The organism is Ramlibacter sp. (assembly GCF_041916345.1).
Taxonomy (GTDB): domain Bacteria; phylum Pseudomonadota; class Gammaproteobacteria; order Burkholderiales; family Burkholderiaceae_C; genus Ramlibacter.
Window position 1 is genome coordinate 43,623 of record NZ_JAYRZR010000017.1, and the last position, 14,122, is coordinate 57,744.

Annotated in this window: 13 protein-coding genes; 5 read left to right on the top strand and 8 right to left on the bottom strand. The window is 70.5% G+C overall.

What is annotated here, in order from left to right; translation table 11 throughout:
* The first annotated feature begins 55 nt into the window (after window positions 1-55).
* Together ACE3T5_RS07260 and ACE3T5_RS07265 are read left to right on the top strand one after the other, a co-directional pair.
* Window positions 56-949 (top strand): bile acid:sodium symporter family protein, encoded by an 894-nt coding sequence (locus ACE3T5_RS07260; protein WP_374665983.1) that lies wholly within the window; start codon window positions 56-58, stop codon window positions 947-949.
* A complete protein-coding gene (locus ACE3T5_RS07265) occupies window positions 912-2,666 on the top strand; it encodes an amidohydrolase family protein (protein ID WP_374665985.1) in 1,755 nt (584 codons plus the stop codon). The genes ACE3T5_RS07260 and ACE3T5_RS07265 overlap by 38 nt, the downstream gene beginning before the upstream one ends.
* 12 nt (window positions 2,667-2,678) lie before the next feature.
* On the opposite strand, the gene lnt is transcribed toward ACE3T5_RS07265, so the two are convergent.
* The 4 genes from lnt to ACE3T5_RS07285 all read right to left on the bottom strand — a co-directional run bounded on the left by lnt (window position 2,679) and on the right by ACE3T5_RS07285 (window position 6,451).
* Window positions 2,679-4,211: an apolipoprotein N-acyltransferase gene (gene lnt, locus ACE3T5_RS07270; protein ID WP_374665987.1), complete on the bottom strand. Its 1,533-nt coding sequence runs from the start codon at window positions 4,209-4,211 to the stop codon at window positions 2,679-2,681.
* On the bottom strand, window positions 4,208-5,086 hold the full coding sequence (locus tag ACE3T5_RS07275; RefSeq protein ID WP_374665989.1) for an HlyC/CorC family transporter: 879 nt from the start codon (window positions 5,084-5,086) through the stop codon (window positions 4,208-4,210). Before ACE3T5_RS07275 ends, lnt begins: the two co-directional genes overlap by 4 nt.
* Window positions 5,087-5,205: 119 nt before the next feature.
* Window positions 5,206-5,859, bottom strand: coding sequence for a GNAT family N-acetyltransferase (locus ACE3T5_RS07280; protein WP_374665991.1), 654 nt, complete (start codon window positions 5,857-5,859; stop codon window positions 5,206-5,208).
* A gap of 109 nt (window positions 5,860-5,968) precedes the next feature.
* A complete protein-coding gene (locus ACE3T5_RS07285) occupies window positions 5,969-6,451 on the bottom strand; it encodes an Lrp/AsnC family transcriptional regulator (RefSeq protein ID WP_374665993.1) in 483 nt (160 codons plus the stop codon).
* Between the two features lie 111 nt (window positions 6,452-6,562).
* Here ACE3T5_RS07285 and hppD point away from each other — a divergent pair, with 111 nt between their 5' ends.
* On the top strand, window positions 6,563-7,708 hold the full coding sequence (gene hppD, locus ACE3T5_RS07290) for a 4-hydroxyphenylpyruvate dioxygenase (RefSeq protein ID WP_374665995.1): 1,146 nt from the start codon (window positions 6,563-6,565) through the stop codon (window positions 7,706-7,708).
* Between the two features lie 19 nt (window positions 7,709-7,727).
* On the opposite strand, the gene ACE3T5_RS07295 is transcribed toward hppD, so the two are convergent.
* The 4 genes from ACE3T5_RS07295 to ACE3T5_RS07310 all read right to left on the bottom strand — a co-directional run bounded on the left by ACE3T5_RS07295 (window position 7,728) and on the right by ACE3T5_RS07310 (window position 11,479).
* Window positions 7,728-8,384 carry a Crp/Fnr family transcriptional regulator gene (locus tag ACE3T5_RS07295; protein ID WP_374665997.1) on the bottom strand — a complete coding sequence of 219 codons (657 nt, stop codon included), beginning with the start codon at window positions 8,382-8,384 and terminating at the stop codon, window positions 7,728-7,730.
* A gap of 65 nt (window positions 8,385-8,449) precedes the next feature.
* Window positions 8,450-9,361: an esterase/lipase family protein gene (locus ACE3T5_RS07300; RefSeq protein ID WP_374665999.1), complete on the bottom strand. Its 912-nt coding sequence runs from the start codon at window positions 9,359-9,361 to the stop codon at window positions 8,450-8,452.
* The gene (locus ACE3T5_RS07305) at window positions 9,358-10,971 is read right to left on the bottom strand and encodes a GMC family oxidoreductase N-terminal domain-containing protein (protein WP_374666001.1); all 1,614 of its coding nucleotides are present in this window, start codon (window positions 10,969-10,971) and stop codon (window positions 9,358-9,360) included. Before ACE3T5_RS07305 ends, ACE3T5_RS07300 begins: the two co-directional genes overlap by 4 nt.
* A 1-nt stretch (window position 10,972) precedes the next feature.
* On the bottom strand, window positions 10,973-11,479 hold the full coding sequence (locus tag ACE3T5_RS07310; RefSeq protein ID WP_374666003.1) for a hypothetical protein: 507 nt from the start codon (window positions 11,477-11,479) through the stop codon (window positions 10,973-10,975).
* A 68-nt stretch (window positions 11,480-11,547) separates the two neighbouring features.
* Between ACE3T5_RS07310 and ACE3T5_RS07315 the strand changes: the two genes are divergently transcribed.
* Both ACE3T5_RS07315 and ACE3T5_RS07320 read left to right on the top strand, forming a co-directional pair.
* Window positions 11,548-12,291, top strand: a complete 744-nt coding sequence (locus ACE3T5_RS07315) for a hypothetical protein (protein ID WP_374666005.1) — start codon at window positions 11,548-11,550, stop codon at window positions 12,289-12,291.
* A gap of 52 nt (window positions 12,292-12,343) precedes the next feature.
* Window positions 12,344-14,032: an AMP-binding protein gene (locus ACE3T5_RS07320; protein ID WP_374666007.1), complete on the top strand. Its 1,689-nt coding sequence runs from the start codon at window positions 12,344-12,346 to the stop codon at window positions 14,030-14,032.
* The last annotated feature ends 90 nt before the right edge of the window (window positions 14,033-14,122 follow it).

Genomic DNA, 14,122 nt, shown 5'->3' on the forward strand with positions numbered 1-14,122 from the left:
CTCGTTGGCGTAAACCCTTGATTTTAGAGGCAGGGGCCGCGTATAACCTCGCCGCATGCCTGCACAGCAATGGGTGTTGGGCGCCGTGCTGTTCACGATGGTGTTCGCGGTGGCGCTGGAATTGCACGTCGAAGACTTCCGCCGGGTGGCCCACATGCCCAGGGCCGTGGTGGCGGGCCTCATCCCCCAGTTCATCCTGCTGCCGGTCGGCACCTGGCTGCTGACGCTGGCCCTGGACCTGCCGCCCAACGTGGAGGCCGCCATGATCCTGGTGGCCTGCTGCCCGGGCGGTTCGCTCTCCAACGTGGTCACGCACATGGGGCGCGGCAACGCCGCGCTGTCGGTCAGCATCTCCGCTGTCGCCAGCGTGATCGCGCTGTTCGCCACACCCTTCAACTTCTCGTGGATGGTGGCCACCAATCCGGCCACCGACTCCTGGCTGCGCCAGCTCGCCATCGACAGCAGCGCCATCTGGCGCAGCCTGGCGGTGCTGCTCGCGCTGCCCATGACGCTGGGCCTGATCGTCGCGCACCGCGCGCCAGCGCTCACCTTGCGCCTGCGCAAGCCGCTGGCCAACTTCTCGCTCGCGGCGCTGTTCCTGTTCATCGCGGTGGGCCTGGTGAAGGAGCGGCAGCTGCTGAACCTGGGCCTGCTGCCCAGCCTGGCGCTGGTGATCGCCCACAACGCCCTCGGCCTGTTCCTCGGCTGGGCCTGCGCCATGGCGTTCCGCGTCGGCCTGCGCGAGCGCCGCGCCATCATGATCGAGGGTGGCATGCAGAACTCGGGCCTCGCGCTCGGCATCATCGCGGTGCAGTTCGGCAGCGACCTGGGCATGGTCATCATCGCCAGCCTGTGGGGCATCTGGCACATCGTCAGCGGCCTGGCCTGCGCGTTCACCTGGAGGAGACAGGATGCTCGATCTGCTGTTCAAGTCGGCAACGGTCCTTGACGGGACCGGCGCCGCGCCGGCCACCGCCGATGTCGGTGTTCGCGATGGCTGCATCGTCGCCGTGGGCCGCGTGGACGAGCCCGCGCGCGAGACGGTGGCCGCCGACGGCGCCTGGCTCACGCCCGGCTTCGTGGACATTCACACCCACTACGACGGCCAGGCCACCTGGGACGAGACCTTCAGCCCGAGCATCTGGCACGGCGTGACCACGCTGGTCATGGGCAACTGCGGCGTTGGCTTCGCACCGGTGCGGCCCGGCCGCGAGGCGGACCTGATCCAGCTGATGGAAGGCGTGGAAGACATCCCCGGCGCCGCGCTGGCCGAGGGCATCCGCTGGGGCTGGGAGGGCTTTCCGCAGTACCTGGACGCCCTCGATGCCATGCCGCACAGCGTGGACTTCCTGGCGCTGGTGCCGCACGACCCGCTGCGCATGTTCGTGATGGGCGAACGGGCGCAGGCGCAGACGCCCGCCACGCCGGAGGACATCGCCGCCATGCGCATGCATCTGCGCGCGGCGCTGGAGGCGGGCGCCGTGGGCTTCTCCACCGGCCGCACCGACAACCACCGCACCTCGCGCGGCGCCTGGACGCCCGCTTCCGAAGCCAGCGTGGCGGAGCTTCAAGGGCTGGCAGGCGCCTTCGAAGGCCTGGGTCACGGCGTGGTGCAGCTCGTGAGCGACTTCGACCTGCTGCGCGACCCGGCGCGCTTCGGTGCCGAGTTCGACCTGGTCGACGTGCTGGCGCGGGCCAGCGGCCGGCCGCTCTCGATGACCTGGCTGCAGCGCGACCCCGGCGGCGAGCAGTACAAGGCCATCCAGCAGCGCGCGGAGGCCGCGCGCGCAGCCGGCCTGCCCGTGTACCTGCAGACGGCCTCGCGCGGGATCGGCGTGATCAACGGGCTGGATGCGAGCTTCCACCCCTTCATGGGCTTCCCCGGCTACCTGGAGGTGGCACAGCTGCCCCTGGCCGAACGGGCGGCGGCCCTGCGCGACCCGGCGCGCAAGGCGCGCATCCTGGCCGAGAAGTCGCAGAAGCTCGCGGGGGATGGCACGCCCATCCCGCCGCTGGTGGACATCCTGCTGGAACGCATCGAGCTGATCAGCGGCCGCATGTTCCCGCTGCTGGCCGCAGACCCCGACTACGAGCCGTCGGTGCGCGACAGCTTCGCTGCCCGCGCGAAGATGCGCGGCTGCAGCGCGCTGGAGGCGCTGTACGACTGGTTCGCGGCTGGCGACGGCAGCAACCTCGTCTACTTCCCGATCTTCAACTACAACGAGGGCAACCTCGACACCGTGGCCCGCATGCTGCGCCACCCGCAGGCGCTGTTCGGCCTGTCGGATGCGGGCGCACACGTGGGCACGGTGTGCGACGCAAGCTGCACCACCTTCCTGCTCACCCACTGGGCGCAGCACCGCCAGGGCGAGCGCCTCGCGCCGGAGCAGGCAGTGGAACTGCTCACGTCGCGCAATGCGCGCTACCTGGGCCTGGCCGACCGCGGCGTCATTGCGCCGGGCCTGCGGGCGGACCTCAACCTGATCGACCCCGCCGCCCTGCACGTGGGCACGCCGGAGCTGGTGCGCGACCTGCCGGCTGGCGGGCGGCGCTTCCTGCAGAAGGCCCGCGGCTACCTGGGCACCTGGGTCGCCGGTGAGTGCGTGCGGCAGGGCGATGCGCTCACGCCCGCACGGCCGGGCCGGCTGGTGCGGGCCGGGCACTGAGGCCGCAGCGCATCAAGGCGCGCCAGCTCGCCGTCGGCTGGCCCCGGCCGCCAGGGCCAGCGTGCCCAGCGCCAGCAGCCACAGCGGCCACAGGCCGAAGCGCGAGGCCCACCAGGCATAGGGTGTGAGGCCCTCACCCCCCTGCACCGTGCCCGCGAGCACGCCGCGCGTGAGACGCGGCAGGCTGTGCGTGACGCGGCCTTCGCGGTCGATGATCACGGTGGCGCCGGTGTTGGTGGCGCGCAGCATGGGGCGGCGGAACTCCAGCGCGCGCAGGCGGCTGATCTGCAGATGCTGGTCGATCGCCACCGAGTCCCCGAACCAGGCGATGTTGCTCACGTTGACGAAGACCGTCGGCGCGTCCCCGGGCCTTTGGAATCGGGCCGCCAGCTCCTCGCCGAACAGGTCCTCGTAGCAGATGTTGGGCGCGAGCCGCTCGCCGCGCCAGGCCATCGAGGGCTGGCCCACGTCGCCGCGGTTGAAGTCGCCCAGCGGGATGTTCATCATGCGCGTGAACCACTTGAACAGCGGCGGGATGAATTCACCGAAGGGCACCAGGTGGTGCTTGTCGTAGCGGTAGGCGATCTCGCCGCCGCGCAGTCCGATGACGGAGTTGGTGTACCCCTCCTCGTAGCTGCCGAGCGGCACCCCCACCAGTGCGATGCGCCCGGCATCCGCATAGGTGGCCAGGATCGCCGGCAGGTAGCCATCCGGCAGCTGGTGCGGCAGCATCGGCAACGCCGTCTCCGGCGCCACGACCAGATCCGCGCGCGCCTCGCGCAACTGTTGGCCGTACCACTTCAGGGCCACCGCCACGCCGGTGCCGCGCTGGAACTTCTCGTCCTGCGGGATGTTGCCTTGAAGCAGCGCCACGCTGAGCGGCGGCTGCGCCAGCGGTCGGGTGTCACCGGGGGGGACGAGGTGCGCCGCCACGACGAAGGCCGAGAGGCCGGCGAGCGCGATGCCGCTCGCACGCCGGGTGCCATGCGCCCCCATGGCCAGCTGTGCGATGAGCGCCGCGAAGCCCGCCGACACGGCGCCCATGCCATGCACCCCGATCCACGGCGCCAGCGCCGCCAGCGGCCCGTCGACATGCGCATAGCCGGCCGCGCCCCAGGGGAAGCCGGTGAACCAGGTGGCGCGCAGCAGCTCCGCCAGCAGCCAGCCGGCCGCGAAGAGGGCCGGCCACGCCGCGCCGACGCCGGATCGCCAGCGCACTGCGATGTGCGCCGCGGCCGCCGTGTACAGCCCGAGGAAGGCCGCCAGCGCCCCGACGGCCGCCGCCGCCAGCGGTGCCGCGAGCCCGCCGTAGCGGTGCATGGAGATGAAGAGCCACCAGAAGCTGCCGGCCAGCCAGGCCAGCGCGAACACGGCGCCGAGCCAGGTGGCACGCCAGGGTGAAGGGGTGCGCAGCAGCAGGCCGGCCAGCACCGACAGGCTCAGGACCTGCAAGGGCCACAGCGGCTCGCCGCCCCAGGGCCAGGCAATGGATGCGGCGTGCAGCAGGCCGGCGAACGCGGCCAGCGCCAGCGCGGGTGCGTTCAAGCCGGCGCGGCGCCGTCGGTGGCCGGCGACACCTTGAACCAGCGCACGGCCCCCCCCTTGGTGTGCAGCACCACGAAGCGCAGCCCGCCCAGCACCAGCGATTCGCCGCGCTTGGGCACATGGCCCATCTCATGCGCGACCAGGCCGCCGATGGTGTCGAAGTCCTGGTCGGCTTCGGACGGCACCAGCTGCACGCCGAAGGCCTCGTTCACGCGTTCGATGGCCGTGTCGCCGCTCACGCGGTAGGTGCGGTCGGCCAGGCCGAAGATGTCGCCTTCGTCCTCGGCGATGTCGAATTCGTCCTCGATCTCGCCCACGATCTGCTCCAGCACGTCCTCGATGGTCACGAGGCCGGCCACGCGGCCGAACTCGTCGATGACGATGGCCAGGTGGTTGCGGTTGCCGCGGAACTCGCGCAGCAGGTCGTTCAGGCCTTTGCTCTCGGGCACGAAGACGGCCGGCCGCAGCAGGGCACGCAGGTTCAGCTCGGGCGCGCGCTGCAGCTTGAGCAGATCCTTCGCGAGCAGGATGCCGATGATGTTCTCGCGGTCACCCTCGTAGACCGGGAAGCGCGAGTGCGCGGTCGCGATCACGACGTGCAGGATCTCGTCGTAGGGCGCGTCGATGTGGATCAGGTCCATCCGCGGCGCCGCGACCATCACGTCACCGGCCGTGAGCTCCGCCAGGCGGATCACGCCTTCGAGCATCACGCGGGACTCGGGGCCGATGACGTCGTTGTCCTCGGCGTCGGCCAGGGTCTCGATCAGCTCCTCGGTCGAGTCGGGGCCGGGGTGGATGAATTCGGCAACCTTCTGCAGGAAGGTCCGCTTGTCCGGTCGCTCGGCTGACGCACGCGCAGGGTGAGGGTCTGACACAGCCTGGAAGGCGAAGTGGAGGGACCGCTAGGATACCGGAAGCCCGCCACGGCGGGCGCGGCGGGCCGACGGGCGCGGTCGAGCTGGTGCCGGTCGCCGCATGGCACCGGCCCAGGGCCTCAGTTGCCGGCCTTGTGGCGTGCGTCGCGCACGCCCTGGCGGATTTCCTGCAGGCCCGCGATCAGCTGCAGCAGGTTGCGTGCATGCAGCTTCAGCTGGTAGTCGGTCTGCGCCACGTGCTCCTCCACCAGTTCGCTCATGCGCGTGTCGAGCGTGGCCGGCGGCAGGCGCAGGTAGGCCTCGGTCTCGCCGCCCGCGCGCTCCAGCGTGGCGCCGGCATTGCGGGCGATCTTGATCATGGCCGTGTTCTCCGACAGCGCGTGGATGAACATCAGTTCCACGCCCTCGTTGCGCGCATGCATGGCGGCGCGCTCGAACAGGCGCGTGCCGTAGCCGCGGCCGCGCGCCTTCTTGAGCACGGAGACACCGAACTCCGCGCCCGTCGGCCCGCCCGGGTCGTGCATGAAGGCTAGGTGCGCCATGGCCAGCAGCTCCAGCTTGCGGTTATAGATGCCGAAGATGTCGTCGCGGTCGAAGTCGAGCTGTGCGACGTAGCGGTCGATCTGCTCGTCGTTGGCCATGTAGCCGAAGCGCAGGTAGCGGTCGTGCTCCTCCAGCGCGCGCAGGTGCGCGGCGATGCGCTCGCGATGGCCGGGGCCGAGCGAGCGGATGGGGACGACGAGGGAGGACTGCGCCTCCGGCTTTTCAGACATGGGCGGAATTTACGGGTTTTCCCTGAAAAGAAAACGCGGGCAGCCTCTCTAAAGCCGACCGACGCGCCCGCTTGCGTAGCACTACGTACGCGCCGCCAATGCTTAGGGCTTACACAGGCACCGCCGTGGTGCTCTTGACGCGGTCCAGCACGAAGCTGCTCTTGCAGTCCTGCACGCTCGGGTGCTTGAGCAGCGTGTCCATGATGAAGCGGCTGTAGTGCGCCATGTCGCGCACCACCACGCGCAGCAGGAAGTCCATCTCGCCGGTCAGCGCGGCGCACTCCACCACCTCGGGCCAGTTCTGCACCGAGGCGCGGAACACCTCCATCGGGTTGCGCTTGTGCCCCTCGGTGTGCTTTTCGAGCCGCACGTTGAGGTAGGCGGTGAGGCCCACGCCCACGGCCTCGGGCCGCACCAGCGCCACGTAGCGGTCCACCACGCCGGACTCCTCCAGCCGCTTCACGCGGCGCAGCACCGCGCTGGCCGACAGGCCCACCTGCGCGCCGATGACGTCGTAGGTCTCGCGGCCGTTCTCCTGCAGGCGGCGCAGGATCGCCCGGTCGAGCTTGTCCAGTGCGGCGGATTCGGTCATGACGCAACTTTACTGCGTCTTGCGGGTCCATGAAGCCCGATTTCGACGGATTGTTGATGACCCGCGCTTCTACAGTGCGGCCCATCGATCTGCCCCGAGGAGACACCGCCCATGAACACTGCCCTGCCCGCCGAGACCACCGCCGCCGTCACCGCCTGGGAGAACCCCATGGGCACCGACGGCTTCGAGTTCATCGAGTACGCCGCGCCCGACCCCAAGGCCATGGGCGAACTGTTCGAGCGCATGGGGTTCACCGCCATCGCCCGACACCGCCACAAGAACGTCATCCTGTACCGCCAGGGCGGAATCAACTTCATCCTGAACGCCGAGCCGGACTCCTTCGCGCAGCGCTTCGCGCGCCTGCACGGCCCCAGCATCTGCGCCATCGCCTTCCGCGTGAATGACGCCAAGGCGGCCTACGAGCGCGCCGTGTCGCTGGGCGCCTGGGGCTATGCCGGCCAGGCCGGCCCGGGCGAGCTGAACATCCCCGCCATCAAGGGCATCGGCGACAGCCTGATCTACCTGGTGGACCGCTGGCGCGGCAAGAACGGCGCCCAGCCGGGCCAGATCGGCAACATCGGCTTCTACGACGTGGACTTCGAGCCGCTGCCCGGCGCGCAGGCCGCCGACGCGCTCGACCCGGCGGGCATCGGCCTCACCTACATCGACCACCTCACGCACAACGTGCACCGGGGCCGCATGAAGGAGTGGGCCGATTTCTACGAACGCCTGTTCAACTTCCGCGAGATCCGCTACTTCGACATCGAGGGCCAGGCCACCGGCGTGAAGAGCAAGGCCATGACCAGCCCCTGCGGCAAGATCCGCATCCCGATCAACGAGGAGGGCAACGACAAGCCCGGGCAGATCCAGGAGTACCTGGACCGCTACCACGGTGAGGGCATCCAGCACATCGCGCTGGGCTCCACCAACCTCTACGACAGCGTGGACGCGCTGCAGATGAACGGCGTGAAGCTGCTGAACACCAGCGAGACCTACTACGAGCTGCTACCCCGGCGCATCCCGGGCCTGGCGGAGGACATCGAGGCGCTGAAGCAGCGCAACATCCTGGTGGACGGCACGCCGAACGAGCTGCTGCTGCAGATCTTCAGCGAGAACCAGCTGGGACCGATCTTCTTCGAATTCATCCAGCGCAAGGGCAACGAAGGCTTCGGCGAAGGCAACTTCAAGGCCCTGTTCGAGACGATGGAGCTGGACCAGATGCGACGTGGCGTGCTGGACACGGGCACGAAGGGCTGAGCGCGCCCGCCGGGGCGTGCTACCAGCGCGCCGGCAGCTTCTTCATCAGCGTGATCCGCTTGACGCCCAGCTCCACGTAGCCGCCGCGTTCCAGGTCCTTCAGCAGGCGGCTCACCATCTCGCGCGAGGCGCCGACCTGGCTGGCGATCTGCTGGTGGGTGACGGGCTTCAGCTCGATGGGCTGCTGCGGCTGGGCGGCGCCCTTCTCCTCCAGCGCGTGGATCAGCCGGCCGTAGACGTTCATCAGCGCCATCTGGCGCGCCTTCTCGGTGGCGCCGCGCGCGCGGCGGATCACCTGCGTGACCAGGCGCATGGCGAAGGCGGGCTCGGCCTCCAGGTGCTCCTGCACGCCCTGGCGCGAGACCACCGACACCAGCGTCGGCTCCACGGTCATGACAGAGGCCGAACGGGTGCCGCCATCGAGCGACATCTCGCCGAAGTAGTCGCCGCTGACGATGGTGCCGTAGATGACCTCGCGGCCTTCCTCGTCGGTGGAGTAGGCCTTCACCTGCCCTTGCAGCACCACGAAGAGCGAATCGCCGGGCTCTCCCTCGGTGAGGATGACCGTGTTCTTGCGATAGGTGCGGAAGATGCCCCTGGCCGCCAGCCGGCCCAGGGCCGGATCGAGCTGGGCCAGCAGCTTCTGCTGGTCCGAGGCGATGCGAGTTGCCGTCATGTGCTGATCCTCCGCACGGCACTCTAGCACGACGCCGCCCGAAACGGCAACTTTCGTGTTCAACCTTATGACTTCATCAGATCGAGCGTGGCCTCCACCACTTCAGGGCAGAAGGCCAGGTCCACATGGGCCGCGCCCGGCACCAGGCGGTTGTCGGCGCCAGCCAGCATGGCCGACGAGGTGGGAAAGACGATGTTGTCGCAGTTGGCGTACCAGCAGATGGTGCGCGGATGCGGCAGGCCGCCCTCCTGCTGCGCCAGGGCCTGCAGCCAGCGGCTGGCCAGGCGCATCTGCCGCCCGTTCGTGACCGAGCTCAATCGGCCCAGCCAGGTGCCGCCATGTGGCGAGCCGAGGGTCACGAGCCCGGCCACCCGCTGCGCCGCCCCCGGCGTGCGGGCCAGCCAGTCGCGCGCGGCCAGCCCGCCCATGCTGTGGCAGACCAGCCAGGGGCGCTGGCCCGTGCCGGCCTGCAGGCGCGCGACGGCCTCGTCGACGATGGGGCGGTAGGACTCGATGGAGCCGAACACCGGCTCCAGGTTGACCGCGACGAAGGGCCGCCCCTCGGCGCGCAGTCGCTCCATCCAGGGCGTCCAGAGGCCGCGATTGCAGACGAAGCCGTGGATGAACACCACGCCCGCGGGACCGCCCCCTGCAGCCGGCAGCTGATCCGGCACGCGGCGCCAGGCCCAGGCCATGCGGCCGCCGAACACGACGACGAAGCAGCACAGCTCGGCCCACCAGGCCCGCACGAGTTGCGCGGCCGTGGGCACGGGCGGCGTGTCGGTGCGGGCCACGTGCGCCAGCAGCAGGAACTGCAGGGCCAGCACGGCCGGCAGCAGCAGGACGACGCCGACGATCACGCCCAGCGCCCAGGCCGGCGAACGCGGCCACAGCCCCACGAGCGCCGCTGCGATCACCAGCAGCTGGGCCAGCTGCACACTGCGCAGCAGCCAGGCCAGGCGCGAGACCGGCTTCATGCCGCCGGCGCGCCCAGGGCCACCTGCCGGCCGGTGAGCCGGTGCGCCAGACCCTGCGCCAGCCGGTTCACGATGCCGTAGATCGACAGCTGCGGGTTCGCGCCCACGCTGGTGGGGAAGATGGAACCGTCGTGCACCGACAGGTTACCGATCTGCCAGTGCGTGCCATCGGGCGCCACCACGCCGCGCACGGCATCCGCCGCCATGCCGCAGCCGCCCATGACATGCGCGCTCACCACCTTCGTCAGCAGCGGCTGCATCGGCAGCGCGGCGATGGCCTGCTTCGCCGCCGGCCAGTCGGCGAGCGGCTGCGCGAGCTCGTGCACCGGCAGCACCTGGCGCGCGCCGGCGGCGAACTGGATCTCGGCCATGGCCAGCAGCGCGCGGCGCGCGCCTTCCATCACGAAGTCGTTCAGCGGGTAGTCCAGCTCGGGCGAGCCGTCGGCGCGCAGCCGCACGCGGCCGCCGGGCGACTCCGCGTGGAAGCCATCGCGCAGCAGGGCCAGCAGCACGTGCGTGCGCGGGAACTGGCGCAGCAGCTCGGCCTGCGAGTGGCCCATGCCGACCACGGTGGAAGCGAAGATCACCGGGTGCAGCGGCGGCGCCTCGAGCTTGAAGCCCATGGGGCCGTCAATCGGCTGCGTCTCCAGGAAGTGATCGGTGTAGATCGTCTGCGGCGCGCCCTGCCAGCCTTCCACCTGGTTCGGCATGGTGGCCGCCGACATCACCACCGGGTGCAGGAAGGTGCGGCGGCCCAGCAAGCCATGCGGGTCCGGCGCCTGCGAGCGCAGCAGCACCGCGGGCGAGTTGATGGCGCCGGCGGCCAGCACGTAGTGGGCGGCGCGGATGCGCACCTCGCGCGCGCCGGTGCCCCCCCGCGGCGTGGCGATGAGTGCGCGCACCTGGCCGTTGGCGAGCTCGAAGCGCTCGGCGCGCGTCTCCACCAGCAGCGTGGCGCCACGGTCCAGGGCCACGGGCAGCGTGGTGACCAGCATCGACTGCTTGGCGTTGGTCGGGCAGCCCATGCCGCAGGAACCCAGGTTCCAGCAGCCGTGCACGTTGCGTGCAATGGCCGCCGCCGCGATGCCCAGGCGCGCGGCGCCGCGGCGCAGCAGGTCGTTGTTCTCGTTCGGCGGCGTGAGCCAGGGGCCGATGTGCAGCCGCTGCTCGGCCTGGGCGAAGTAGGGCGCGAGGCGGTCGCTGTCGAAATCGGAGAGGCCGAAGCGCGCCCGCCAGAAGTCCAGCGTGGCCGTGGGCGTGCGGAAGGAACTCGTCCAGTTGACCACCGTGGAGCCGCCGACGCAGCGCCCCTGCAGGATGTTGATGGCCTTGTCGGCCGTCTTGCGGGCCGCGCTCTCCTGGTACAGCTCAGGGTAGGCCACGGATTCGAGTTGGCGGAAGTCGCGGCTGCTGCGCAGCGGCCCCTCTTCCACCAGCACCACCTTCAGGCCGGCCTGCGTGAGCAGTTCGGCGGTGACGCCGGCGCCGGCGCCGGTGCCGACGATGGCCACGTCGCACTGCAGCGTCTCGGGCAGCGGGGCATGCGGGCCGCCGTGCACCTTCCAGCCGCGCTGCAGCCCTTCGGCGATGGGGTCGGGGATGCGGCTCATCTCACAGGCTCCTCGGCCCCGGATAGCCCAGCTGCGCCCAGGTGCGCGGATCGGCGAAGTACGCCCCCGCCACCAGGTCGTGCAGGGCCTGGTAGGCCTGCCGGCGCAGGCTCAGGCGCGAGACGCGCATGCCCTGCAGGCCGGCCTGCACCTGCGCCACCGAAGCCTCGGGCCAGGGGGCCTCCACCCCGGCCAGCCAGCGGCGGCCGGGCGCGGTGCCGAGCAGTTGCAGGAGTTGCGCCAGCTCGCGCTGCGCATGGGGCGGCAGGCCGGCCACCAGATCATCCAGACGGCTCAGCAGGCCCGCCAGGGCGGCGGTGCGCGCCGCGCCCTCGGCCGGCAGGCTGCCTTCGAGGATGGCGGCGCCCACGGCCTGCATGACCGGGCGCGCATCAGGGGACAGACGGGAATCGGTCGCCGGGCCCGGCCACAGCGCCAGGGTGCCCCCGGCCACCGCCAGGACCGCGGCCGAAGCCACTCCCAGCTTCAGCCAGACTCTTCTTTGCATGCGGGCACTATGGCACGCGGGGACCGCGGCGCTGTAGAGGCCCGCGCCTAGATAGACTTGGGGATTGCATGGACACCGCCCAACAGATCCGTGACTGCGTCGCCCGGGTGCAGGCCCTGCGGCAGGAGAGCCTGTCTCAGCCCGGGATCCACGCCGCCGTGCTGCACGTCAAGCGCGTGCAGGCGCGCCGCTTTGCCGGCACCTACGCCGATCTGCTGGCCGGCGGCCCCTACTCGGCGGCGTCGCGCTTCTTCCTGGAGGAGCTGTACAGCGACCGCGACTACGCGGAGCGCGACGCGCAGTTCGCGCGCATCGCGGGCGCGGTGGAGAAGTTCTTCCCCGCCGACGTGGCTGCCACCGCGGTGGCGCTGGCAAGGCTGCACGCGCTGACCGAGTCGCTGGATCACGCGATGGCCCGCGCCTGGCTGGCCGCCGGCGACGAAGCCGGCAGTGACGCACACGCCTACCTGCACGCCTGGCGCTCGGTGGGCCGCCGCGAGGACCGCGACGGCCAGCTCACCACCGTGCTGGGCATCGGCGTGGAGATGGCCCGCCTCACGCGGCTGCCCGGCCTGCGCTTCATGCTGAAGATGATGCGCGGCCCCGCGGCAGCGGCCGGCCTGGACGCGCTGCAACGCTTCCTGGAGGCCGGCTTCGACACCTTCTCCGCCATGGCCCGCAGCCGCCATGGCGCCGACGCCTTCCTCTCCACCATCCGCGACCGCGAGGCGCGGCTGATCAACCTGCTGTTCGACGGCGAGCCTGTCGCCTGCGAGACCGAGCTCGCCGCCACCCTAGGACAAGCCCGCTAGGCCGCGCCCGGCCGCCTTCGCACAATCGCGGCCTCGAAGGAGCAAGCGCGACATGGACCCGAAACCTTGGCTGAAGAGCTACCCCGAGGGCGTGCCCCACACGGTGGAGCCCGGCCAGTACACCTCCCTCTCCCAGCTGCTGGAGGAGTCGTTCCGCAAGAATGCCAACCGGCCGTTCTCGGTGTGCATGGAACGCTGGATGAGCTACCGCGAGCTGGAGGAGCATTCGCGCGCCCTCGGCGCGTGGCTGCAGTCGCGCGGGCTGGAGCCCGGCGCGCGGGTGGCGATCATGCTGCCCAACATCCCGCAGTTCGCGGTCACCATGGCGGCCGTGCTGCGCGCCGGCTACACCTGCGTCAACGTCAACCCGCTGTACACCCCGCGCGAGCTGGAGCACCAGCTCAAGGACTCCGGCGCCACGGCCATCGTCATCCTCGAGAACTTCTGCCACACGCTGGAGGAAGTGCTGGACCACACCGCGGTGAAGCACGTGGTGGTGGCCTCCATGGGCGACCTGCTGGGCTTCTGGTACGGCCGCTGGATCACCTTCGCCGTGCGGCACCTGGCCAAGATGGTGCCGGCCTACAAGCTCTCGCTCGCCAACGGCCGCACGGTCACCCCGTTTGCGCAGGCCCTTCAGCAAGGCGGGCCGCTGCCGCTGAAGCCGAGCCAGCAGACGCTGGACAGCATCGCCTTCCTGCAATACACCGGCGGCACCACCGGCCTTTCCAAGGGCGCGGTGCTCACCCACCGCAACATCGTGGCCGCCATCCTGCAGGCCGAGGCCTGGTTCACGCCGGCGCTGGCCCGCGTGGGGGACGTCTCGCGCGTGAACAGCATCGCCGCGCTGCCGCTGTATCACATCTTCGCGCTGACGCTGTCGCTGCTGGCCATCCGCTGGGGATCGCACCTCACGCTGATCCCCAACCCGCGCGACTTCGGCGCCTTCATCGAGGTGCTCAAGCGCCGCCCCTTCCACATGCTGCCGGCGGTGAACACGCTGTTCAACGCGCTGCTGCAGCACCCGCAGTTCCGCAGCATCGACTTCTCGCACCTGTGCGTGTCGCAGGCCGGCGGCATGGCGGCCTCCGAGGGCACAGCGCGCGCCTGGCAGCAGGCCACGGGCTGCCCCATGGTGGAAGGCTGGGGCATGAGCGAGACCTGCGCCATCGGCACCAACAACCCCATCCTCGCGCGCGAGTTCTCGGGCACCATCGGCCTGCCGCTGCCGGGCATCGACATCGCCATCAAGGACGATGACGGCCGGTCGCTCGCCATCGGCGAATCGGGCGAGATCTGCATCCGCGGCCCGAACGTGATGCAGGGCTACTACCAGCAGCCGGAGGAGAACGCCAAGGCCTTCACCGCCGACGGCTTCATGCGCACCGGCGACATCGGCATCATGGACGAGCGCGGCTACACCCGCATCGTGGACCGCAAGAAGGACATGATCCTGGTGAGCGGCTTCAACGTGTTCCCGAACGAGCTGGAGAACGTCATCTCGCTGTGCCCCGGCGTGGTGGAGTGCGCCGCCGTCGGCGTGCCCGACGAGAAGCAGGGCGAGGCGATCAAGGTGTTCGTGGTGCGCAACGATGCCTCGCTCTCGGAGGAGGACGTGGACAGCTATTGCCGCCAGAACCTCACCGGCTACAAGGTGCCCAAGTACATCGAGTTCCGCGACGAGCTGCCCAAGACCAACGTGGGCAAGATCCTGCGGCGGGAGCTGCGGCAGGCGAAGTAGGGGCGCGGGGGCTGTCCCCAGTAGGCTGGGGTGGAGCGCAGCGCAACCCCAGCGGTTTGCGAGAGCGCCGCCCGAACCGCTGGGGTTGCG